General features: G+C 38.4%; 20 protein-coding genes, 1 tRNA gene and 1 rRNA gene. 6 read left to right on the top strand and 16 right to left on the bottom strand.

The features are described from left to right. Positions 1–102: 102 nt before the first annotated feature. The 3 genes from ACWIT3_RS05245 to mtgA are packed head-to-tail and all read left to right on the top strand — an operon-like array spanning position 103 to position 3228. Complete coding sequence (locus tag ACWIT3_RS05245; RefSeq protein WP_457161744.1) at positions 103–2166, top strand: transglycosylase SLT domain-containing protein; 2064 nt, start codon at positions 103–105, stop codon at positions 2164–2166. A 29-nt stretch (positions 2167–2195) separates the two neighbouring features. After that, positions 2196–2507 (top strand): trp operon repressor, encoded by a 312-nt coding sequence (gene trpR, locus ACWIT3_RS05240; RefSeq protein ID WP_457161743.1) that lies wholly within the window; start codon positions 2196–2198, stop codon positions 2505–2507. After that, positions 2482–3228 carry a monofunctional biosynthetic peptidoglycan transglycosylase gene (gene mtgA, locus ACWIT3_RS05235; protein WP_457161742.1) on the top strand — a complete coding sequence of 249 codons (747 nt, stop codon included), beginning with the start codon at positions 2482–2484 and terminating at the stop codon, positions 3226–3228. Before trpR ends, mtgA begins: the two co-directional genes overlap by 26 nt. Before the next feature lie 56 nt (positions 3229–3284). Here the strand turns inward: mtgA and fdx are convergent, their stop codons facing one another. From fdx to trmJ, 8 genes are all read right to left on the bottom strand, one after another. Next, positions 3285–3620: an ISC system 2Fe-2S type ferredoxin gene (fdx, locus tag ACWIT3_RS05230; RefSeq protein ID WP_046338759.1), complete on the bottom strand. Its 336-nt coding sequence runs from the start codon at positions 3618–3620 to the stop codon at positions 3285–3287. A gap of 26 nt (positions 3621–3646) precedes the next feature. Continuing rightward, entirely contained in the window at positions 3647–5506 is a 1860-nt protein-coding gene (hscA, locus tag ACWIT3_RS05225) for a Fe-S protein assembly chaperone HscA (protein WP_457161741.1), read from the bottom strand. Positions 5507–5566: 60 nt separating this feature from the next. Then, positions 5567–6085, bottom strand: coding sequence for a Fe-S protein assembly co-chaperone HscB (gene hscB / locus ACWIT3_RS05220; RefSeq protein WP_457161740.1), 519 nt, complete (start codon positions 6083–6085; stop codon positions 5567–5569). A gap of 26 nt (positions 6086–6111) precedes the next feature. Further along, on the bottom strand, positions 6112–6435 hold the full coding sequence (iscA, locus tag ACWIT3_RS05215) for an iron-sulfur cluster assembly protein IscA (RefSeq protein WP_457161739.1): 324 nt from the start codon (positions 6433–6435) through the stop codon (positions 6112–6114). 59 nt (positions 6436–6494) lie between these two features. Beyond that, entirely contained in the window at positions 6495–6881 is a 387-nt protein-coding gene (gene iscU, locus ACWIT3_RS05210) for a Fe-S cluster assembly scaffold IscU (protein ID WP_457161738.1), read from the bottom strand. 132 nt (positions 6882–7013) lie between these two features. Continuing rightward, positions 7014–8228 (bottom strand): IscS subfamily cysteine desulfurase, encoded by a 1215-nt coding sequence (locus ACWIT3_RS05205; RefSeq protein WP_457161737.1) that lies wholly within the window; start codon positions 8226–8228, stop codon positions 7014–7016. A 51-nt stretch (positions 8229–8279) separates the two neighbouring features. Continuing rightward, positions 8280–8744 (bottom strand): Fe-S cluster assembly transcriptional regulator IscR, encoded by a 465-nt coding sequence (gene iscR, locus ACWIT3_RS05200; protein WP_046338764.1) that lies wholly within the window; start codon positions 8742–8744, stop codon positions 8280–8282. A gap of 76 nt (positions 8745–8820) precedes the next feature. Further along, a complete protein-coding gene (gene trmJ, locus ACWIT3_RS05195; RefSeq protein ID WP_457161736.1) occupies positions 8821–9537 on the bottom strand; it encodes a tRNA (cytosine(32)/uridine(32)-2'-O)-methyltransferase TrmJ in 717 nt (238 codons plus the stop codon). Positions 9538–9811: 274 nt separating this feature from the next. Here trmJ and suhB point away from each other — a divergent pair, with 274 nt between their 5' ends. Beyond that, positions 9812–10615, top strand: coding sequence for an inositol-1-monophosphatase (gene suhB / locus ACWIT3_RS05190; RefSeq protein WP_457161735.1), 804 nt, complete (start codon positions 9812–9814; stop codon positions 10613–10615). 68 nt (positions 10616–10683) lie between these two features. On the opposite strand, the gene ACWIT3_RS05185 is transcribed toward suhB, so the two are convergent. From ACWIT3_RS05185 to metG, 3 genes are all read right to left on the bottom strand, one after another. Continuing rightward, the gene (locus ACWIT3_RS05185; protein WP_457161734.1) at positions 10684–12552 is read right to left on the bottom strand and encodes an ATP-binding protein; all 1869 of its coding nucleotides are present in this window, start codon (positions 12550–12552) and stop codon (positions 10684–10686) included. A gap of 163 nt (positions 12553–12715) precedes the next feature. Continuing rightward, positions 12716–14875 (bottom strand): bifunctional 23S rRNA (guanine(2069)-N(7))-methyltransferase RlmK/23S rRNA (guanine(2445)-N(2))-methyltransferase RlmL, encoded by a 2160-nt coding sequence (rlmKL, locus tag ACWIT3_RS05180; protein ID WP_457161733.1) that lies wholly within the window; start codon positions 14873–14875, stop codon positions 12716–12718. Positions 14876–15010: 135 nt separating this feature from the next. Then, the gene (gene metG, locus ACWIT3_RS05175; protein WP_457161732.1) at positions 15011–17059 is read right to left on the bottom strand and encodes a methionine--tRNA ligase; all 2049 of its coding nucleotides are present in this window, start codon (positions 17057–17059) and stop codon (positions 15011–15013) included. A 179-nt stretch (positions 17060–17238) separates the two neighbouring features. On the opposite strand from metG, the gene apbC reads away from it, so the two are divergent. Further along, the gene (gene apbC / locus ACWIT3_RS05170; RefSeq protein WP_457161731.1) at positions 17239–18351 is read left to right on the top strand and encodes an iron-sulfur cluster carrier protein ApbC; all 1113 of its coding nucleotides are present in this window, start codon (positions 17239–17241) and stop codon (positions 18349–18351) included. A 118-nt stretch (positions 18352–18469) separates the two neighbouring features. Here apbC and rpsO read toward each other — a convergent pair whose 3' ends face one another. The 4 genes from rpsO to hutX form a co-directional block, all read right to left on the bottom strand. Then, positions 18470–18739, bottom strand: a complete 270-nt coding sequence (rpsO, locus tag ACWIT3_RS05165) for a 30S ribosomal protein S15 (RefSeq protein WP_457161730.1) — start codon at positions 18737–18739, stop codon at positions 18470–18472. Between the two features lie 176 nt (positions 18740–18915). Further along, on the bottom strand, positions 18916–21846 hold the full coding sequence (locus ACWIT3_RS05160) for a TonB-dependent hemoglobin/transferrin/lactoferrin family receptor (protein ID WP_457161729.1): 2931 nt from the start codon (positions 21844–21846) through the stop codon (positions 18916–18918). 56 nt (positions 21847–21902) lie between these two features. Continuing rightward, positions 21903–22421, bottom strand: a complete 519-nt coding sequence (hutZ, locus tag ACWIT3_RS05155; RefSeq protein WP_457161728.1) for a heme utilization protein HutZ — start codon at positions 22419–22421, stop codon at positions 21903–21905. A gap of 37 nt (positions 22422–22458) precedes the next feature. After that, positions 22459–22950 carry a heme utilization cystosolic carrier protein HutX gene (hutX, locus tag ACWIT3_RS05150; RefSeq protein ID WP_457161727.1) on the bottom strand — a complete coding sequence of 164 codons (492 nt, stop codon included), beginning with the start codon at positions 22948–22950 and terminating at the stop codon, positions 22459–22461. 334 nt (positions 22951–23284) lie between these two features. On the opposite strand from hutX, the gene ACWIT3_RS05145 reads away from it, so the two are divergent. Further along, a tRNA-Leu gene (locus tag ACWIT3_RS05145) sits at positions 23285–23369 on the top strand. 857 nt (positions 23370–24226) lie between these two features. On the opposite strand, the gene rrf is transcribed toward ACWIT3_RS05145, so the two are convergent. Continuing rightward, a 5S ribosomal RNA gene (rrf, locus tag ACWIT3_RS05140) occupies positions 24227–24343 on the bottom strand. Positions 24344–24533 lie beyond the last annotated feature (190 nt).

The following is a 24533-nucleotide window of genomic DNA, read 5'->3' as shown; positions in this document are numbered from 1 at the left end:
TTTTCTCCTATTCAGCCAGTCGCACCACAATAAGCACTTTTCCTCAAAAGTGCGGTCTAATTTGTATCAAATTCGTCTTCTCTCGCATTTTTAGAGTTCATCATGAAATTATTCTCTTTTTTTACACTCAGTGGCTTACTTTACTGTATTTCGGGTTTTCTTTTCGCCGAGAATCAAACTGTTTCGCCCGCAGAAAAACCTGTTGTGCCAAGCAATCTCGCCCAACTTACATCAGAACCGACAACTCAACAAACATCACGCCAGATCTATCGCAAAATTCAGCAATTATTAACCCGTTCACAAAGTCAGGCAACATTACAAATTGTGCAACCTTTATTAGTCGAGCTCCAAAACTACCCACTTTATCCCTATGCACAATACTCTTATTTGAAAGCCAATAAAACCGCATTACGTTTGGACATGATCGAGGATTATCAGCAACAGTATCCTGACTTACCTTTTGCTATAGACTTGAAAAAAGTATGGCTACAACAAGCACAAACGCAACAAAACTGGTCATCTATTATCGAAAATCAAGCGAGCTTGCCATCCGACCGCATGTCTCGCTGCATTATTTTACAAGCCGAGCACAATAGCCAACCCACGTTGAGCGTTACTACTCATCCTATGTGGTATACACAGGTAGAACAACTGTGGCTTACTGGTGAAAGCTTACCAAAACAATGCGATCCCCTTTTAGCACAATGGATTGAAATGGGTCAGCTGACAGACGAATTAATAAAAGCACGAGCCGTTTTAGCATTTGAACAAAAAAACCAAGGCTTATTGAGTTATTTACAACAACAAGCCAAAAAAACAGAAGTCAAACAATGGGTAGCGGGTCTTTCTCAGCTAATCAATGCACCATTGCAATTACAACAACCTCATTCAATCTTTTATCCACCTCAAATTGCCCCCACCGATACATTGGCAAAGCGAGTCGTCCTACAGCATTTCCCGCTATTGATTAAAAATCTTAAAGAAAACACATTTGTCAATCAATCTGATCCCTTTGCGACTTATGAAGCTTGGAGCCAAGCACTCAAGCTATCCGCAGAAGAAACAAAACAATGGAAAAAAATACTCATTAGTCACTTATTTGATAATGACGACAACAGTCTACAACAATGGCGTGATACTACACTTGTCGCATTAAAAGACGATGCACTAACTGAGCGTCGACTTCGAACTGCACTCCGCGAGAAAACGGAATTAACGCCATGGCTGAACTTATTGTCTGATAACGCAAAAAATAAAGATGAATGGCGTTATTGGCAGGCTTATACTCTCGCACAACATGCCGAAACCAAAAATCAAGCCCAATCTATGCTAGCAAGGTTAGCGAAACAACGCGGCTTTTATCCAATGTTAGCCAGTACGGAACTGGGCATTCCTTATCAACCCGACATGTTGACATTTTCGCCCAATAAAGCCGAGTCAATAACTGTTATTTATGCGGCTCAATTTGCTCGAATTCATGAACTACGTGAGATGAATGACGAGAACAATATGAATCAAGAATGGAAAACATTACTTGATCAAAGTGATTTTGAACAAAAATTAGCACTTGCAAGTTATGCTACACAACAAGCGTGGTTTGATCTGGCTGTTGAAGCCACTATTCAAGCAAAGGCATGGGGCTATATTGCCTTACGTTTACCCAATGCTTACATGCCATGGTTTGATTTACACCTAAATAACAAGAATATTGACCGCACTTTTGCGATGGCAATCGCTCGTCAAGAAAGTGCGTGGAAGCACAATGTGTCCTCTCATGCTAATGCTCGTGGTTTAATGCAATTATTACCAAGCACCGCTAAACAAACCGCGCAACAAGCCGAATTACCCTATACGCATGAAAGCCAGCTGTTTGATCCCTTTGATAACATCATGTTAGGGACTTATCACTTACAAGAATTGTATGATAAATATGGCAATAATCGTATTCTAATCGCAGCGGCTTACAATGCTGGCGCCAGTCGAGTTGACCATTGGTTGATGAATGCAAATGGCAAACTGACTATGGCAGAATTTATTGCCTCTATTCCGTTTTATGAAACGCGTGGCTATGTACAAAATGTCTTAACATACGATCTGTATTATCAAATTTTACAGAATAGACCCCAGCAAACATTTAGCCAAGACGAATATAATCGCTTATACTAGTGCGACAGTTTAACTAGGAGGATAAAATTATGTATGTAAGTCGCGATCTGGCACAGTGGCAAGCATTTGTAGACATGTTACGTACTGCTTTTGAGCAAGGAAAAGAACAAGATATATTAACGTTATTATTGACACCAGATGAACGTGATTCAATCGGATTACGTTTACAAATTGTGGCGCAACTTTTAGATAAAACCATTCCGCAACGAGAAATACAACAAAATCTCAATACGAGCGCTGCCACAATTACGCGTGGCTCCAATATGATTAAAACAATGCCACCTGAATTTATGTCATGGATCAAAGAACAGTTAGATGAGCAAGCGAAAACACACTACTAAACGAGGTTTTCCTTTTCTCTCTTGTTGGCATCAAGCTAAGCGAATCGTAGTTCGTAGCCTCGTGTTTCTCCTGCTAACGTTCATCGTGAGCGTTCTCTTATTTCGGTTTGTGCCGCTCCCGATGTCATCCTACATGGTACAAAAGAAAATTGGTCATGTACTGCAAGGCGATATTCATTATGAAACACACTACCAATGGACAAATATTGAAGAGATTGCGTGGTCTATGCAGCTCGCCGTTTTAGCAAGCGAAGACCAGCGTTTCCCTGATCACTTTGGTTTTGATTGGCACGCAATCAAAAGTGCATTACAGCATAACAAATCCGCCAAAACCATACGGGGCGGATCCACGATTAGCCAACAAACAGCCAAAAATGTTTATTTATGGCATGGACAAAGTTGGTTACGCAAAGGGATTGAAGTACCTATCACGCTGTTATTAGAAACACTGTGGTCTAAAAAGCGTATCTTGGAGGTCTATCTCAATATTGCCGAATTTGGACCAGGTATTTTTGGTGTAGAAGCGGCAAGCCAACATTATTTTAAAAAATCTGCGAAACAGTTGACCCAATCTGAATCTGCGCTCTTAGCTGCTGTACTGCCCAATCCTATTGTATTCAAAGCCAATAAACCTAGCCCTTATGTATTACGGCGACAACAACGTATTATGTGGCAAATGCGTTTATTAGGAAAAGGCTATTTAACTCAATTAGACAAATAACCCTATAATAAACATGAGGGAAAATAAAAACGCTCAACTACTGTTGAGCGTTTTTATTATTCTTCACGAGCATGATTAATCGTGTACTTCGGAATTTCTACAACTAAATCTTCTTTTCCAACCAAACATTGACAACTTAAACGGCTGTCGACTTCTAACCCCCATGCTTTATCTAACATATCATCTTCATCTTCAGTACTTTCATTTAAGCTATCAAAGCCTTCACGAATAATGACATGGCAGGTTGTACACGCACAAGATTTATCACAAGCATGTTCAATTTCAATTCCTGCATCCAATGCAACATCTAATAAGTTTTCCCCTTCTGCCACATCTAACGCTAACCCTTCAGGGCACAGATCATCATGGGGTAAAAAAACAACTTTTGGCATGTGTTATTATCCTATCTCTTTTCACATTATTTCTGACTAATGACCTCATCAACTGCTTTTCCAGCTAATGCGGCACGAATTGATTTGTCCATTCTGCGCGCTGCAAACTCTTGGGTGGCTAAATCAAGCTGTTTGATGCCTTGCTTAATTTCTTGTGTGTCCCCTTCTTTTTGCAAACGTGCTAAAGAAATAATTGCATTTTTAACCGCACTTAATTCTTCATCATTTAATAACTCTTGATCATAGCTCAACGCCGCACGCACGCTTTCAAGCACTCGCTCAGCTTCGACACGTTGTTCGGCTAATAAACGTACTTGAATATCTTCTTTCGCATTGAGCATCGATGCCTTGAGCATCGCAGCAATCTCATCATCTGTTAATCCATAAGATGGCTTCACTTGAATAGAGGATTGAACCCCTGTAGATTTTTCCATGGCAGTGACACTGAGCAACCCATCAGCATCAACTTGATAAGTAACACGGATATGGGCTGCCCCTGCTGCCATTGGCGGAATGCCACGTAATGTAAAACGTGCAAGTGATCGGCAATCTCCAACCATTTCACGTTCACCTTGTACGATGTGAACTGACATCGCGGTTTGTCCATCTTTGAACGTAGTAAACTCTTGTGCTCGCGCCACTGGAATTGTCGTATTACGTGGAATAATTTTTTCCACTAAACCACCCATAGTTTCGATCCCTAATGAAAGTGGAATTACATCAAGCAATAACATTTCAGAATCTGGTTTGTTACCCACTAAAATATCTGCTTGAATCCCTGCGCCTAGCGCGACAACTTTATCTGGATCGATAGAGGTTAATGGTTCTTTTTTAAAGAACTCAGCCACTTGCTCACGCACAAATGGCACGCGAGTCGAACCACCGACCATTACGACCTCGCAAACTTCATCTACGCTCACATTCGCATCTTTTAACGCACGACGACAAGCCAATAATGAACGTTTTACTAAGCCCTGAATTAATTGATTAAATTCTTCGCGACTAATTTTGCCAGACCAACCTTGATAACAAATTTCAGTTTCTATGCTATTCGTCAATGCGATTTTAATTTTTGTCGCTAATTCTGTTAATTGACGTTGTTGCTGTGCATTTTGTGGCACAATTCCCGATTGTGTAACGATCCAATCCATTAATTGATGGTCAAAATCATCACCACCAAGTGCGGTATCACCGCCAGTAGCTAAAACTTCAAAGACACCTTTTGATAAACGTAAAATAGAAATATCAAATGTCCCACCACCTAAATCATAAACCGCAATGACGCCTTCTTGGCCACTATCAAGCCCGTAAGCAATGGCGGCTGCAGTTGGCTCATTTAATAAACGTAATACGTGAATACCCGCTAATTTGGCGGCATCTTTTGTGCTTTGGCGTTGTGCATCATCAAAATATGCAGGAACCGTAATCACAGCCCCAGCAAGTTGCCCAGCCAAGCGCTGTTCTGCAAGTGCGGCTAATTTTTTTAAAATTTCAGCAGAGATTTCAACTGGACTCAATAACCCTTTTGCTGTGTTCAACAAGGGTAAACCATTTTCACTTGCTTCAAATTGATAAGGCAAATTAGGATAACGTTGTTGCACATCCTGTAAACTCCGTCCGATCAAACGCTTGACCGACACAACTGTATTCTTAGGATCTTGACTCGCAACCTCTCCCGCCTCATAGCCCACTAATACGTTATCTGATTGAAAATGTACAATTGACGGGAGCAATGGACGTGCTTGCTCATCTAATAAAATATCAACTTTCCCACTACGTACTGTCGCAATTAATGAATTTGTTGTCCCTAAATCAATTCCTACCGCTAATTTATGCTGATGAGGCGCGGCGCTTTGACCGGGTTCTGCAATTTGAAGTAATGCCATTGTTTATCTCTTGTTTTAATACTGGTGCTTATTATAGCAGGTTTGTTGACATAATCCTTTTTAAAAATCGAAGAGCTTTTCTTCTACTCGCTCCACTTCTGCCACTAATTTTTTGATAAAACGCAGCTTGTCATTGAGTGCCTTTGCCTGTTGCCATTGCTGAGTAGAAAGTGCATCAGCTAATTGAGTTAAAATAGCTCGTTGAGCCTGTGTAATGTCTGTCGAGAAATCAGTGAGCCGATCATTGTCACGTTGTGCTTCAATTTCTTCTAATGCTTCACGCCATTGCATTTGCTGCAGTAAAAAAGCCATATCATGATGACGCTCTTCATCATTAGCTGAGGGGTCTTTGGTATGAAGACGAATAATGCAGTCAGCACGCAATATAGGATCGTTGAGGATCTGTAATGCATCATTCACTTCTGCCGATTTTTGCATTGCTAAACGCTGCTCTTGCGCAGAATGCGTAGTGAAATTATCGGGATGGAGTGACTTTTGCAAGGCAAGATAACGGCTTGATAGTGCGGTCTGATCAATATGGAACTCAACAGGTAAATCAAAAATTTCAAATGGATTCATTTTTAGCTCAACGTAATAACAACTCATCAAACATGAAAACTTTCACCACAACCACATTGCTCTTTAACATTCGGGTTATTAAATTTAAAGCCTTCATTTAATCCTTCTTTTGCAAAATCCAGCTCTGTTCCATCTAAGTAGACAAGGCTCTTTGCATCCACAATAATTTTTACACCATGTTGTTCAAATACGTGATCATCTTCATGTAGTTCATCAACGAATTCAAGTACATAAGCCAATCCTGAGCAACCTGATGTTTTAATCCCTAAGCGTAAACCAATCCCCTTGCCCCGATTTGTCAAGAACGTTTTTACTCGATCTGCTGCAGTTTCAGTAAGAGAAATACTCATTAAATTTACCTCTTATTCTTTCAGACTAAAGGGGCAATCTTGCCCCATTTAGTTTGTGATTATTTTGCTTCTTTTTTGGCTTTATAATCTGCAATCGCGGCTTTAATCGCATCTTCAGCGAGAATTGAGCAGTGTACTTTTACAGGTGGCAATTCTAACTCTTCAGCAATTTGGCTATTTTTAATCGCTTGCGCTTCATCTAACGATTTACCTTTTACCCATTCCGTAATTAACGAACTTGATGCGATCGCTGAACCACAACCATACGTTTTAAATTTTGCATCTTCAATGATGCCATCATCATTCACTTTAATTTGAAGCTGCATGACATCACCACAAGCTGGCGCCCCCACCATGCCTGTTCCAACATTGCTGTCTTTTTTATCTAAAGATCCCACATTACGAGGATTTTCATAGTGATCAATTACTTTATCGCTGTATGCCATTTTATGTTCCTTTCCAATTTAACGAAAGTGCGGAACTGACGCTCTAAAAGTTGTTAAAAAACGACCGCACTTTTGATTTCAATACGCTATAGAGTAAGGCAATATCGCCAATACTCCTTTCCTCTTCTCAAGTTAGTGGTGTGTCCATTCAATCGTGCTTAAATCGACGCCTTCTTTGTACATATCCCAAAGTGGAGACAGTTCACGCAATTTCTCAACTGCATTTTTCACTAGATTGATTGTGTAATCAATTTCTTCTTCTGTCGTATAACGCCCTAATGTGAAACGAATAGAGCTGTGCGCGAGTTCATCATTTAACCCTAACGCACGTAATACATACGAAGGCTCTAAACTCGCAGAAGTACAAGCGGATCCTGAAGAGACGGCAATATCACGTAATGCCATCATTAATGATTCACCTTCAACATAATTGAAACTGATGTTTAAGTTACTGTCTAAGCGATGTTCCATTGAACCATTAACATAGGTTTCTTCAATGTCTTTTAAACCATGATATAAACGATCACGTAATGCTTTTAGACGAGGCATTTCTGTCGCCATTTCTTCCTTACAAATACGATACGCTTCGCCCATACCGACAATTTGGTGAACAGGTAACGTACCTGAACGCATACCACGTTCGTGTCCCCCACCATGAATAATGGCTTCTAAACGTACACGTGGTTTACGACTCACATACAATGCTCCGATCCCTTTCGGTCCGTAAAGCTTGTGACTTGACATCGACATTAAGTCCACTTTGAGTTCAGCCAAATTAATCGGTAATTTCCCAACACTTTGCGTCGCATCAACATGAAATAAAATTTTGCGTGCACGACATAATTCACCAATTGTCGCAATATCTTGGATTACACCAATTTCGTTATTCACATGCATAATTGATACTAAAATCGTGTCATCACGCATGGCATGTTTTAATTCCTCTAAATCAATTAATCCATCTGATTTAGGGTTTAAATAGGTTACTTCAAAGCCTTCTCGTTCAAGTTGACGACAGGTATCTAAAACGGCTTTGTGTTCTGTTTTGCAAGTGATGATATGCTTACCTTTTGTTTGATAAAAATGTGCTGCGCCTTTAATAGCCAAATTATCCGATTCTGTTGCACCAGAGGTGAAGACAATTTCGCGAGAATCTGCACCAATTAAATCAGCAATATGATTACGCGCAACATCAACCGCTTCTTCTGCCTGCCAACCAAATTTATGCGAACGTGAGGCTGGATTACCAAAGGTGCCGTCAACCGTTAAGTATTCCATCATTTTTTTTGCAACACGCTCATCCACAGGACAAGTCGCTGCATAATCAAGGTAAATAGGTAATTTCATTTCTTCTCTCACTCCTAAAAAGTTCATTTTCTAACCGCACTTTATGCAAGCTTAGTTATCTAAAATAATTAAATTATCAAAATCCCCATGAAATTCAATTGATGCACATTTTTGGCGATTTTGTTCAACAAGCTCCGCAAGGCTAATCTCATTTAGGAAATCTTCAATACGCTGGCTTAATCCCATCCAGAGTGAATGCGTCAAACATTCTGCCCCATCTTGACAATCACCACGCCCTAGACAACGTGTTACATCAATATTTTCATTAACTGCGTTAATCACCATGCCAACTGAAATTTTATCTGCTGATAAGCCTAATTGATATCCCCCACCTGGTCCACGGACACTTTTAACCAGTCCATGTCGACGCAATTTAGCAAATAACTGCTCTAAATATGAAAGCGAAATATGCTGTCTTTCAGAAATATCAGATAAACTAACAGGGCCTCTGTTTGAATGTAATGCAATATCAAGAATCGCAGTTACGGCATAGCGTCCTTTAGATGTTAATTTCATCTTATCTTCCTTCAATGTAATAAATAACTTTTGAATATTTACATATCAGACTAAATTAGTCAACTATTCGAAAATCCTATTTCAAACGTTTTTCAACCGCACTAAGCATACCTTGTAAAATATTCAGTTCATTTTTTTCAATTGCTGCACGTTGATATAAACGGCGGAGTTTCAACATAACTGCTTGATTTTGAATGAAACCTAGTTTGGTATACAGTTGCTCGGTTTGTGTAAAAAAATACTCTATTTCAGTATGTTTTGGATAGATATTTTCTATTGTTGCAAGTGGTAATGGCTTCTCTTGTTGGGCTAAATAAGCCATACGTAATTCATAACAAATGAGTTGCACAGCCATTGCCAAATTCAATGAAGAATACTCTGGATTGGCAGGAATAGTCAGATGATAACGGCATTTTAACAACTCTTCATTTGTCAGCCCGATCCGTTCACGTCCAAATAAAATTGCAACTTTTTGCTCGCTCGCACAGCTTATGGCTTTTTCTCCACATTCACGGGGTTCAATTAAAGTGTGTTGTAGATGGCGTAAGCGAGCACTCGTCCCAATCACTAAAGCACAATCTGCGATGGCATCCTCAAAACAATTCGTTATCACCGCGTGTTTCACTAGGTCTTCGGCCCCAGCAGCCAAAGCCAATGCTTGTTCATCAATCTGCTGTTTAGGCGAAACAAGATATAAATGTTGTAGCCCCATTGTTTTCATTGCTCGTGCAGCAGAGCCAATATTTCCTGTATGCGAGGTTTCCACTAAAACAATTCTAATATTTTCCAACATAGACAACTTATCCTATCGCAAATAGGTGCTATTTTAGCATAATACCCATTATTTTTAGTCAAGAACTCGGCGTTTTTTTACTAAAATTTCAATAAAAAATCGAGGAATCGGCGCTTAATACTCTTTTGACTGACTCCCCATTTCCCACTCTGATGTATGACGACTTTCTATTCGATGAGGAGGAACCAAACGGCATTTAAATAGTTCTCGCTATTGAATTGAAAAATATTTATAATATTTAATCCTACATGTTCTTTAAAATCTGGTGGAAACAATGAATCCAATGTTAAATATCGCAATTCGTGCGGCACGAAAAGCGGGCAATATAATTGCTAAAAATTATGAACGCCGTGATGACATTCAAACGACATTAAAAAGCGCAAATGATTATGTGACAAATATCGATAAAGCTTCAGAAGAAGCAATTATTGAAATCATCAAAAAATCTTATCCAGAACATACGATCATTACGGAAGAAAGTGGTGCGTTAGAAGGGAAAGAGAGCGATATTCAATGGATTATTGATCCGCTAGATGGCACAACAAACTTTGTGAAAGGTTTGCCACATTTCTCTGTTTCTATTGCAATTCGTGTAAAAGGTCGTACTGAAGTCGGCGTTGTCTATGATCCTATTCGTAATGAACTCTTCACCGCTGTTCGTGGCGAAGGCGCAAAATTAAATGACATGCGTTTACGAGTAGAAAATAAACGTGAATTAGATGGTGCAATACTTGCAACAGGTTTCCCATTCAAAAAAGCACGTTTAATGCCGACGCAATTTGCGATAATGAACAACTTGATTAAACAAGCCGCTGATTTCCGTCGTACAGGTTCTGCTGCCTTAGATTTATGTTATGTTGCTGCCTGCCGTGTAGATGGCTATTTTGAAATGGACATCAAAGCATGGGATGTGGCTGCTGGTGACTTAATTGTACGCGAAGCAGGAGCGTTAGTGTCTGATTTTTACGGTGGACATCAATATTTAACTTGTGGACATATTATTGCAGCGACACCTCGTGTAATGAAAGACATGCTCAACCATATTCAACCTTGTCTGAATGATGAATTTAAGCAGTAATGGAATACAATAAAAATACCCCGCGATGATAGCGGGGTATTTTTATCTCGCGTGCGCCACGCAACACCTCACGAATCAGTTGAATTTATGCTATCTAGATAACGCGCTAATTCTTCTACATCTGACAACCATACTTGTTCCAATTGTGCAATCCATTCTGTAATGTGCATTGCCCAATGAGGATTATCAGGATCTTGGGCTTGTGCAGCAAGTTGTTGTACACGTTTTAAACCGACCGAAGCTGCTGCCCCTTTGATTTTATGTGCTGCGGAAAGCACGTCAGGTTTCTTTTCTTGATCTTGTTGATAAGCAGTAAAGGCACTTAACAATTCCTTCAAATAGTCTGGCATCGTATTTTTAAATAAAGCGAGGCTATTTTGTAAAAATCCAACCCCTAACATCTCCACGAGCTCATTTAGCATTTTTAGATCAAAGTGAGCAAGACTGGACGTCTGTTCCGTTGTTTTTTTTAATGCTAAATTGACCGCACTTTCATCACCAAAATAGTCGATCAAGCACGTTGTCAACTCCTCTAGGGAAAGTGGCTTACGTAAAACATCATCCATGCCATTTTGTTGGTAATCTTTTTTGTTATGCATCACATTAGCCGTTAATGCAATCAAAGGAGGTAAAAAATCGTACTCACCGATTTCATAGCCATGTCGTAAATGTTTAGCCACATCAAAGCCTGACATATCTGGCAATTGAATATCTAATAGCAACAAGTCATACTCATGCTGCTCAAATTTTTCAATGGCTTGTTGCCCTGTCATCGCGACATCCACCACATACCCTAATTTTTCAAGGACAGATTTAGCAACAACAACATTAACCTCAATATCTTCGACCAACAAAATATTCAATGTGGTTGGAATAGGATTTTGAGTTGTAATAGGCTTATCAACTTCTTTAACAGGCAACATAAGTGTAAAACATGAACCTTTGCCCATCTCACTTATTGCACATAAATCCCCCCCCATTAACTGAGCAATGGTTTTAGACACCGCTAAACCAATTCCGCTGCCAGAGGGTTTATTTTCACTTGATTGCACTTGATAATACATGTCAAAAACGCGAGGTAATTCGTCAGCAGGGATTCCCACCCCCGTATCCGTTACACTAAAAGCGATTTGGTGTGCCGAAACACGTTTGACATGTAAACTCACGCTCCCTTTTGGCGTAAATTTCACGGCATTACCAATCAAATTCCAAAGAATTTGGCTCAACCGCGCATAATCTAACATCAACCAATGCGGTAAATGACTGTCCGTGACTAATTGAAAGTCGAGTTTCTTTTGCTGAGCTAATAAACTCGCAAAATTACTAATATCATTGAGAAAACTATGCAACTCCACTTCCTTGACATTCAATTCGATACGCCGTGCATCAATTTTTTCGAGATCAATGATGTCACTAAAAATATGCCCGAGTGAAATCGCACTCACGTTAATCGTTTTTAAATAATTACGTTGCTGCTCTGTCAGATCTTCGTCTAACAAAATTCGACTCAAGCCAATGATCCCATTTAATGGTGTACGTAATTCATGACTAATCGTTGCCATTAAGCGCGTTTTATCACGGCTGGTTTTTTCAATGTTATCTAAAGCAATAGACAACTTTTTCTCAGCAATGACACGCTCTGATACTTCATTACGTAAATTATTGACTAATTGGGAGAGCCCTTGACGAGAATGTTCCAGTTTTTCAACCAAAACAGTAAAAAAATAAATGACAAAAGGAGCAGAAATGAGACCAAAAGTAATCGAACGAATCAGATCAATCCAATACACTTCACCAATAATAAATAAACTTAACAGTGCCTGTGTACATAATGCCAGAATAGCTAAAACGATCAGACCAAGAATAGAAAATTTCACTCGCCCTAAACGAATCACCCAATCCACATATTTCTGCGTAAAATATCGTATATTTTTCATTATCTTAGGTTACCTGAGTAAACATAATTTGCGCTATTGTATCACCAACTTAATAACGTAAGAAGTAAAGTCTTTCATCTCATCTGTGCCTGTACAAATAACAACGCCCTCTTTATCAAACAAAGAGGGCGTTACTCAGATCATCCTTGTATAGCAGGCTGCATTATTTTTCTGAGACAGTGACTCGCCAACAGTTATGAATATGCTTATTGCGTTCAAAATCGAGTGGGCGTGTTTTCTCTGAAATATCCACCGCACTTAAACCCAATTCAGTCAATCCAGCGAAATCCATTTTGAAGCCACGTTTGTTATTGGAAAAGACGATTATGCCATTTGGTCGCAAAATACGCTTTAAATTGGTCATCAGTTTAATGTGATCACGCTGCACATCCCAGCTGTCCTCCATACGTTTTGAGTTAGAAAATGTCGGAGGATCCACGAAAATCAAATCAAATTGACGATCACAACGTGCAAGCCATTGTAAACAGTCTGCTTGGATTAGCTTGTGCTGTTTGCCTTCTAAATCATTGAGCAATAAATTCTGTTCTGCCCAGTTTAAATAGGTATTCGACATATCCACTGTGGTTGTGGATTTTGCCCCGCCCAATGCAGCGTGTACCGTTGCCGACCCAGTGTAAGCAAACAGATTTAAGAAATCTTTCCCTTTTGCCATTTCACCCAACATTTTGCGGGTTAAACGGTGATCGAGGAATAAACCTGTATCCAAATAATCCGTTAAATTCACCCATAATTTTGCGCCATACTCATTGACATAAAAATACTCACCTTTATTGGCTAATTTTTCATATTGATTCGTGCCTTTTTGTTTTTGGCGGACTTTTAAAATCAACTTATTCGTTTCGACGCCAGTCACTTGTAAGGTTGCCGTTACCGCATCTAATAAACGTTGGCGTGCTTTATTTTCATCAATATTTTTCGGTGCAGCATATTCTTGAACAACGATATGATCGTCATAGCGATCCACCGCTAAGTTGTACTCTGGCAGATCGGCATCATAGAGGCGATAAGCATTCAGACCTTGTTGTTTCGCCCATTTTTCGATTTTTTTGATGTTTTTTTGCAGACGGTTAGCAAAATCAACCGCCACAAGTGTTGCTGAAGTGCGGTCAAATTCTAACGCATTTTCTATCGCACTTTTTTGCAATTCAGATTCAGGGCGAGCACTAATGCGGTAATTTTTTTGTACACATTCTAGCGGACCATTTTTCGCTTTAAATTGACGGTGTGAGCGCAAACGTAAGCAGTCCAACAATGCAGGTTCTGCGCTAAATACCGACACATTCCAATCGGCAAACTGCTCTTTTAAACGCTGACCAAACACAGAATATAACGCAATTAATGCTGGGGTGGTGCCTAAACGCTCACCATAAGGTGGGTTACAAATCACCGTCCCTTTTTCCTCTGCAAATGGATTTTTTAATCCCGCCACATCACCTTGTTGCCATTGGATTAAATGGGCAACGCCTGCATTTTGAGCATTGCGTTTTGCTTTTTGTAATACTCGGTGGTCTAAATCAAAGCCATAAAAATTTGCTTTGTGTTCTCGGTTGAATTCTTGTTCTGCTAATGCCACCGCTTCACCTTTGACTTTATCCCAAGCACTTTGATTATGCTCTTTCCAAGAATCAAAGCCCCAATGTAAGCGATATAACTGCGGTGCAATTTTTGCTTGCATTTGTGCAGCTTCAATAAGCAACGTCCCTGAACCGCACATTGGATCAATTAGTGGCGACCCCACTTCCCAACCTGAACGTAACACAATGGCTGCGGCTAACGTTTCACGTAATGGCGCTTTGCCGGTATCTTCACGATAGCCACGCATATGCAGTGCTTCACCGCTTAAATCTAAAGAGATCACCAATTCTTCACGATTTAAATACGCATGAATACGGATATCGGGATAATCTTTATCCACATTCGGACGGGCTTTCCCTGCTCGCTCAAAATAATCCACAATCCCGTCTTTAACACGCATTGCACCAAACTGAGTATGGCGAATTTCTCGGTTAGTCCCGTTAAAATCCACCATAAAATTGGCTTTTTCATCGAAATAATCCAGCCAATGTTGACTGACGACAGCTGAATATAAATCAAGATCGCTGTAAATTTTGGTGTGCACAATCGGCAATAACACACGAGATGCTAAACGAGTCCAAAGCAAAACGCGATATTGTGTTTCATCATCGGCCTGAAAATGTACCCCACCCTGCGCCACTTGGCATGCCATTGCGCCTAATTCGGTTAGTTCGTTTTTTAATAATTCTTCAAACCCACGTGCTGTAGTAGCAAAAAGTTGTTTCATTGGTGATCTCTACTCATAAAATGAAGGAAAATTATAACAGGTTTTACACACGAAAAGAGAATGAAAAACAAAGTGCGGTCGAAACTGTTGGAATTTCTACCGCACTTTGTCTTCACGCTTCAGCAATGCGTACGACTATTTCACTTGCATACCTGGTTTTGCGCCAGCATCAACATCAAGTAAGAATAAATCGCTACCGCCAGTACCCGCACTTAAAATCATCCCTTCAGATAAACCAAATTTCATTTTACGTGCCGCAAGGTTTGCAATCACAATTACAAAACGACCTTCAAGTTCTTCAGGTTTGTCGTAAGCGGCTTTGATACCCGAGAATACTTGACGAGTGTGGTCGCCTAAGTCTAATTCAAAACGCAATAATTTATTTGCTTCTGGTACAGCTTCGCATTTAATCACTTTCGCTACACGTAAATCTAATTTCGCAAAATCATCGATCGTGATCGTTTCTGCAATCGGTTCAACTTGGCTTGCAGGCTCTGCTTTTGCCGAATTCTTTTGATCTAATGCTTGCTGTGCTGCAAATTGTTCTTTCGTTTCGTTCACAATCGCCTCAATGTGTTTTGGATCTAAACGTTGTGCCAACGCTTTGAAGGGTAAAATTTGATGATTTAATAATGGCGCATTTAAGCTTTCCCAACGTAATTCATCTTGTAAAAATGCTTCCGCACGTTCAATAATTTGTGGAATAACAGGTTTCAAGTAGATTGCTAATACGCGGAATAATTGTAATGCCATTGAGCAAACGGCTTGTAATTCTGCATCGCGACCTTCTTCTTTCGCAATCACCCAAGGTGCTTTATCGTCGATGTATTTATTTGCTTTGTCCGCTAATAACATCACTTCACGCACCACTTTACCAAACTCACGTTCTTCATAGTAAGTAGCAATTTGCGCTGATTTTTCAACAAATTCGGCTAATAATTCAGGTTCTGCGATCTCTGCCGCTAATTTACCGTCAAAACGTTTAGTAATAAAACCTGCGCTGCGTGACGCTAAGTTCACGAATTTATTCACCACATCTGCATTTAAACGTTGTACGAAATCATCAAGATTTAAGTCTAAATCTTCAATACGGTTGTTTAATTTCGCTGCATAGTAATAACGTAAATATTCAGGCGCTAAGTGGCGTAAATAAGTTGATGCTTGGATAAATGTACCGCGAGATTTTGACATTTTCACGCCATTTACAGTGACATAACCATGCGCAAATACGTTCGTCGGTTTGCGTAAATCACAACCTTCTAACATGGCTGGCCAGAACAGGCTGTGGAAATAAACGATGTCTTTACCGATGAAGTGATAAAGCTCAGCGGTGCTGTCTTTTTTCCAGAAATCATCAAAATTTAAACCGCTCTTATCGCACAGATTTTTGAACGATGCCATATAGCCAATTGGTGCATCTAACCAAACATAGAAATATTTGTCTTCTGTATCTGGAATTTTAAAACCAAAATAAGGCGCATCGCGCGAAATATCCCATTGTTGTAAACCTGATTCAAACCATTCTTGCATTTTGTTCGCAATTTCAGGTTGTAATGAACCCGACTTGATCCACTCTTTCAACATACCTTCAAATGCAGGTAAATCGAAGAAGAAGTGCTCTGAATCTTTTAATACGGGGGTTGCCCCCGATACCACAGAACGTGGATTAATTAATTCTGTTGGGCTATACGTTGAAGAACAAACTTCACAGTTATCGCCATATTGATCTTCCGCTTTACATTTTGGGCAAGTGCCTTTTACGAAACGATCGGGTAAGAACATCCTTTTTTCAGGATCAAATAATTGTGAAATGGTACGACTCTTAATGAAACCATTCGCACGTAATTTTTTATACATTTCCGCAGTTAACGCTTCATTTTCAGGGCTGTGCGTTGAATGATAGTTATTGTAACTAATATTAAAACCTTCAAAATCTGCAACGTGATCGGCTTTTGATTTTGCAATCAGTTCTTCAGGAGTGATCCCCAATTTATCTGCATTCAACATAATTGGTGTACCGTGCGCATCATCAGCACAAATAAAATGCACATTGTGCCCACGCATACGTTGGAAACGCACCCAAATATCCGCTTGGATATGCTCAAGTAAATGTCCTAAATGAATCGCGCCATTGGCATAAGGTAAGGCGCAAGTCACTAAAATATTTCGTGCCGAACTTGTCATCGATTATTCCTATTTTTCATCAAAAAATTGGCGTTTATGTTACCTTATCGGCGGTATTTTTTCCAGTTTAACCGCACTTTTCCACATTTCTGCTTAACAGTTGCAGAGGTTCGTGGTTAAATATTGTTGAGTGATTAACTAAGGCTTTAATGAGCCATAAAAATAACAGGATAAAATCGATGGGAATTTTATTTTCGGATAGTTTAAATGATAGTCAAAAAGAGGCGATTCAAAATATATTTGAACAATTTCAACATCCAAGCTTACAAAAAGATTTAGTTGCATTAAACGCTATTAAAAAAATTGAAAAAGGCGGCAACACATTACGTGTTGAAATCCAAATGCCATTTGCTTGGAATACTGGATTTGAACAACTTAAATCAGCCTTAACTGAATCATTGCTTAAAGCAAGCGAAAGCCAAGAAATTAAATGGCAATTAAATTACCAGATTGCGACACTAAAACGTGCAAATAACCACCCAGCTGTAAAAGGCGTGAAAAATATTATTGCAGTGACTTCAGGTAAAGGGGGGGTTGGTAAATCAACCGTTTCTGTAAACTTAGCAATTGCACTACAAAAACAAGGCGCTCGTGTCGGGATTTTAGATGCAGATATTTATGGCCCATCAATTCCACATATGTTAGGCGTTGCAGATCAACGACCAACGTCACCAGATAACAAACACATCACCCCAATTCAAGCACATAATTTATTTGCAAACTCAATTGGTTTCTTAATGGAAGCAGATAGCGCAACGATTTGGCGTGGTCCAATGGCAAGTAGCGCTCTAAGCCAATTATTGCAAGAAACCTTATGGCCGGATTTAGATTATTTAGTGATTGATATGCCTCCAGGCACTGGCGATATTCAATTAACGCTTTCACAGCAAATTCCTGTCACAGGGGCAGTTGTCGTCACAACGCCACAAGATATTGCGCTACTTGACGCAATCAAAGGTGTAGCAATGTTTGAGCGTGTATCTGTACCAGTCCTTGGTATTATCGAAAATATGTCAATGCATATTTGTAGCAACTGCGGTCACCATGAAGCAATTTTTGGTACAGGTGGCGCTGAAAAGATCGCGCAAAAATACAATGTGAAAGTGCTCGGTCAGCAACCACTACATATTCGTTTACGTGAAGATCTTGATAAAGGAACCCCTACGGTTGCAGCCGCACCAGAAAGTGAAATCGCACAATCCTTTATGCAACTAGCCGAAAAAGTTGCCTCAGAGCTTTATTGGCAAGGTTCAGTGATCCCAAGTGAGATCATGTTCAAAGAAGTAAAATAATCAATGTTGCAAAAACGACCGCGCTAAAAAACAACAGCGCGGTCATTTTTTTCATAACCCTTAAAATAACAAAACGCCCTCAATCTTGAGGGCGTTTCTTTGGTATATATCGTAAAAATTAGCGACGTAAACCTAAACGAGCGATAGTTGCAGTGTAAAGCTCAAGATTAGTACGTTTTAAGTAATCTAAAAGTTTACGACGACGAGAAACCATACGCAATAAACCACGACGACCGTGGTGATCTTTTTTATGTTCAGCAAAGTGAGCTTGTAAATGGTTGATTTGTGCAGTTAATAACGCGATTTGTACTTCTGATGAACCCGTATCTTTTGCATCACGACCAAACTCAGCAACGATTGCTGCTTTTTTTTCTGTACTTAGAGACATTTGATAACTCCTAAAAGTTAAGTTAAACATACATCGTTAGCCGATCTCTAATCCAGCTACGACAAAGGAATGTGAATTTTAGCATTGATTAGGATAAAAGCAATAAAATCTTTGTAAAATCCACCGCACTTCACACAAAAAGAAAGCCTGTAAAACAGGCTTTCTGAGGTTTGAAATTAGAATGTGATTTCAGCACTGAGTTTGTAGTTTCGACCAGGAGAATAAAAACGGTTGATACCTTTCCCTGTCGTTTGGTTAATTAAGTTACTTGTACCAAATGGCTTAATTGAACGCGCAGATTCCCATGTTAAATATTTACGATCAGTTAAGTTATACACACCAAACTGTAACGTCACGTTTTTAACGGGTTTTATATATGTCACAAAATCGACTAAAGTATAATCATCACTACGCCATTTTATCGCGCTATCTTTATAACCTTGCTCTTGATAGAACATGTTATAAGTGTCTTTGGCTTTCTTCGCACTTACGTGTGTCACATATAAATCTGCACCAAATTTATGTTCTTTCTGATCATAGCCCAATCCTACAACCGATGTTTTTGGTTGAATTGCATTCATTGGTCGATCACCATCTAAGCGACCTTTTTGATAAGTAAATTTATAACTCATGTTAAAGCCATCCAACAACCCAACAAAATAGCCTAAGTTCAAACGTGAATTAATCTCAATGCCTTTTACTTTTGCATTATCTACATTCACATTCTGATAGAGTTGGAAATCTCTTGCTTGTGCTTGTCCACCGACTGAATTCGATAGATTTCTTGGTCCTAAATAAGCTAAATCAATGAAATTGCGGTATTTAGTTTGGAATACACTTGTGCTAATAAATCCCCAATCATGATGAAGCGTTAACGCAATTTCTTGGTTTTTTGCTTCTTCTGACTTCATATCTGGATTAGGTAAAATAGTAAAGTCAGGATGTTTAAATGTGAAATAAAGTTCATCCGATGTTGGTGCTCTGAAACCTTTCGAATACTTAACTTGTAATCTTAAGAAATCAAGTGGATCAAAAGTTGCTCCAAGAGAATAAGAATGTTTTTTGAATTTCTTATCTTGCGCAATATAAGCAATATTTTCCTCTGCATTTTTACGAATTTGTTCTGGAGTTAACGCCTTTGTATAAACTTGCCCCCCAGGAGTTATTACTTTTTCCCCCTCTGGCAGCGGAATAAATAGACCTTTGACCATATCATCAGCAATCTTAGGTGTGACTCCTGGAATATATTCAGGTTGATATTTAATGTCATCAAAACGATAACCTATATCCAAATTCAACATATCATGTAGTTGTATGTTATCCGAAAGATACAATGATTTAGTTGTGGAGTCCACAGGGATCAAGAAAGATGTCACAGGCTCATGTCGAGGACACAATAACCCATTAAAAGATGAATCTGTTTTACAATCCCTTAATGCCCCAGAGAAATTCTGACCTAATGTTCTTTCTGCCCACCATGTCGGATGGGAACCATCATATCCTGATCTATTGATCATTTCTTTACGTATTTTAGAATAAGTACCACCATAAGAAATGTCATTACTGATATCAAATAAAGATAAATTTTTAGTCAAATCTAAATTCACTTGTTTAGTATTCGTATTTAAATCACGTTTCTTATAATCAAATGGACGATATCCTACAGAATTAGGCAAAATGAGGTGGTATCGTTCATTTTTTGCATCTTTATAAGTACCAAACCTCTTGCCGTTAACATCCATAAATGTATTTAATTTGATCTCAGCTTTTTTAGGTTCATCTGATGAATAACGATATTTATAAGCTGTAATCAACGCATCACAATCAAAAATCGAACAGTCTAGCCAAAGGCGAGAAGGATCTAATTGTTTGCCTAGAAAAGCTGAATTATTTGTTCCTTTTTCTACAATAAATGGTTTCCCCGTTTTGCCATCGATAACTTGTTGGCTATTTTCATACTTCTGTAAAGTAATAGCTTCTCCATTACGATCAACAATTTTTCCATCTTTCAATTGAAGACCTAATGGATTCTTGTAAGAATCACATTTTTCATTACCATCACAATAATCTTCTGTTCTCGCTCTTGTTGTAATTTTTTGCTGTGAGTACGTTAATTTTAACGTATCCCAGAATGGTGTCTCAGTAAAATTTTCATAAGTAAATGAAAGGTTTTTACGTTTTACTTCATCATTTGCATGACGTGATTCCTTCTCATCATAAGTAATATATTTAGAAGCAGGTTGTAATGAATAAGAGCGATCATGTCCACGCGTATTAGTTTGATACAAATCAGAAGAAACAGTAAAACGGTGATTATCTGTCGGTGAAAAAGAGAATTTCACTAAAGTACTCTCTTTAGTAATAGTATAAGGGTCTGTTTTTTCTCTTTCTTTGCCCTGAATATCTTCTGCATATTTATAATCATAGTTCTCTAATTCATGACCATGACGATCTGTATGCATAAATAACATATCAAATTGCTTATAACGTCCAGCGACAGTAACCGCATTTAAAGCCTGATTATCCACTGTGCTATAACCTGTCTTATACCCTAAATGCCAATCTTTCTCGATTAAAAAGTCTCTTGCATCTTTAGTCTCAAATAATACGGCACCACCTAATGAGCCAGTCCCAACTTTAACTGAATCTGCACCTTTTGCTATTTTAGCGACTTTTAATGTTTCAATCTCAACACTATTTCTTGTGTTATTAAAGTTACCATAACCTTCAAATAACTCTTTAAAACCTTGTGAAGACAATGTTTCTGCTTGGTGCAAACCATCAACAGTAATTGCAACACGGTTTTCATCTACACCACGGATCGCATAACCACTTGAACCAAAACGTCCTGCTTCAACAACTGTCACACCAGTTTCATAGCGGACTAAATCACGACTGTCCTGAACTTGCTGACGTTTTAATAAATTAGACGTTTTAATCGTCTCACCGACTTTCTTATCTTTTACACTCATTTCATCTTGCTGAGACGTTACAGTAATAGTGTCTAATGACTCAACTTGTTCATCCGCTAACGTAAAACCACAATAGCTAAATAATGCTAAAGAAATTAATGAAAGTTTTATTTTTTTATGAGCTAGAACTGCCATGATGTTTTCCTGAAATAAATTGATATACCCTAAAAAATAATAACGTTAAAATTATTTTAATCTTCCAAATGACCTTCGTCTAAATGAACAAAGCTCACTAAGTCATCGTTACTCACCTGGAAAGCCTGACCAAAACCTTTTACAAACAATCCTTGAGTTGGTTTAAAACTAAATAAATGGAAGTCCTTCATTCGCGATAATTCATCGATCAAATTACCTTGTCTTGCTTTCAGTGCTGCAATCCCCTCTTTCCACTCATCTGTTTCTCTCTCAACAATTCGTGCAGTTGCATCAAATGAAAGACGACGACGAGCAAAAATTTGACGACTTTTACTTTCGTCTTCAATGAGCATAAGAGAAACTTTTGGCACTTCTTGCAAATTACGTGCATGGCGAGCAATAGTAGAAATAAACACTTGATATTCTCCATTACTGATTGCAAAAGGCGCGTAGCTGACATTTGGGTTCCCATCACTACCCACGGTTGCTAGCATAATCGTTTTGCATTGTGCTTTTAATTCTTGAATTTCTGGACCTAAACGATTTTGTAATACTTCTTGACGATTTGTTGTCATTTTTTTTCCTTAAATAAACTGCTTAATAAACACTGTATTAAATGAATTGTTTAAACTTTTCCACCTGTTCTGGAAATAGCTGGCGCGCTTCATCACGCCCTAAATAAACTTTAAAAATAGTCTGTCCGTTCTTTGCAATAAACGCGATGTTATAGCTTTCTTTTCCACGGAAAGGCAAGCTAACAAACACAATTTTAGCAATATTGTCTAGTTTTAAATGCCCATGTAATGCGCCCTCTTCACCTTTCATATTCAAATTATAATAACCTCGTCCCAACAATCCTGTCGGGAAGCGATCTTTTATTTCAAAGATTGACCCCTCTTTCTCAATAATCGTAGTAAATGTTCCCCATTGACTAATAGCCATTAAAATTTCTTCTGCTCTTTCCTCTGAAAAAATGCGAGCAAACTCCTCAGGGAGTGCACATAAAATATCCCCTTCAGGTAACGCAAAATGCGAGGCCATATCTAGAGTAATCGCCATCGGATTATCCTTAATATATTGAGCAACTTGTTCTTTTAACTTCATTACGTTTTATCCTAAGTAAAATGTTTTTAACAAATGCAAGTAAACGCACTCTAATTGATAATAGTTCTTAATTATATTTGCAATTGATGTTTTTTTCAAAAAAAAATTAAACATTTTTATAAGAAGTGTGACCAAGGTCTAATTATTTATTTAAAAAAATAAAAAAACACGTCATTGGTTAAAAAGAATTGAATAACAAAACAAGACAGAAAAATGACTTCAAACAAATCATGATTAAAATAAAATCAATTGAATTCTTTTAACTAACTTTTACTTGTAACCCAGAAGCTAAAATGTATAATACTGAATTAGTTTAATGCTGTTTATCAATAGTGCCTGGGTGGCGAAATTGGTAGACGCAGTTGATTCAAAATCAACCGCCTTCGGGTGTGCCGGTTCGAGTCCGGCCCTAGGCACCATTGATAAATAGCATAAAAAAGCCGACTCAGCGTCGGCTTTTTATTTTAAAATTGATAAGATACTATTTAATACTTATATTGTTCCCATCAATTTTCATTCCTTTTTTCATTAATCAATTTGTTTTTCCTTTTAATCTCCCAAAATCATCCCAAACAACAAGTTAAAGAGATTCAGACTATTTATATTGTAAGATCACAATATCTGTGTTTTAAATGCTGTTTCTGTTGCTCATCACCATTCATGCAATGTATCCATCATCTATCTATATGCTCTTTTCTCTTGTTGTCTCGTGAGATACTCAACTCATTCAACTAGTTCAAAACCTAACTAATAAAAATAAGACGCTAAGTCAGGATTCGATGAGTCTTATCTAAATCTGAACCAATGAACTAAGTCTTCGTTTAATGCAATGGACAAGACTAAGCTTAAAATATGCGTAATTGCCTCCATACCCTTCCAGAACTATAATAGACCTCAGTAAAATGGAGTATCGGATGTATTATGTTCACACTTCTGATAACTTGCCTCATTAGATAATAAAGTCAAACAGAAAGAGTTCAATTATAAGAGATGCAAGTAAAATGGTGTTAACCAGTACCAGTTAGAAGATAGAGAGAGTAGAGATGAGATAAGAGAAGAGAAAATACGTTAAGTTAAGATTGAATTGGATTGAATTGAATTGAATTGAATTGAATTGAATTGAATTGAATAAAAAGATAAAAGATAAAAGATAAAAGATAAAAGATAAAAGATAAAAGATAAAAGATAAAAGATAAAAAACAAAAAATAAAAAAAATCAAAAAACAACAAAATAAAAAAACCTCGACTTCATCCAGTCGAGGTCACTATAGTTAAAACCTGGCGGTGCCCTACTCTCACATGGGGAAACCCCACACTACCATCGGCGTAAACAGCGTTTCACTTCTAAGTTCGGCATGGATTTAGGTGGGTCCACTGCACTCTCGCCGCCAAGATATTCCGTTGATGTTCTCTTATCCTCTTCATTCTTTAATTCGAAACAAGCTGCCTGATTGTCCTTTCGTTTCCTTCGTCTTCGTATCAATTCCGTTTATCCAACACCCACAAAAATACTTGAGCGTTGTATAGTTAAGCCTCTCGGGCAATTAGTACTGGTTAGCTCAATGTATCACTACACTTACACA

Source organism: Pasteurella sp. P03HT (assembly GCF_054052285.1).
The sequence above is the reverse complement of the archived record's forward strand: the minus strand, read 5'-3'. Positions and strand labels throughout refer to the sequence as shown.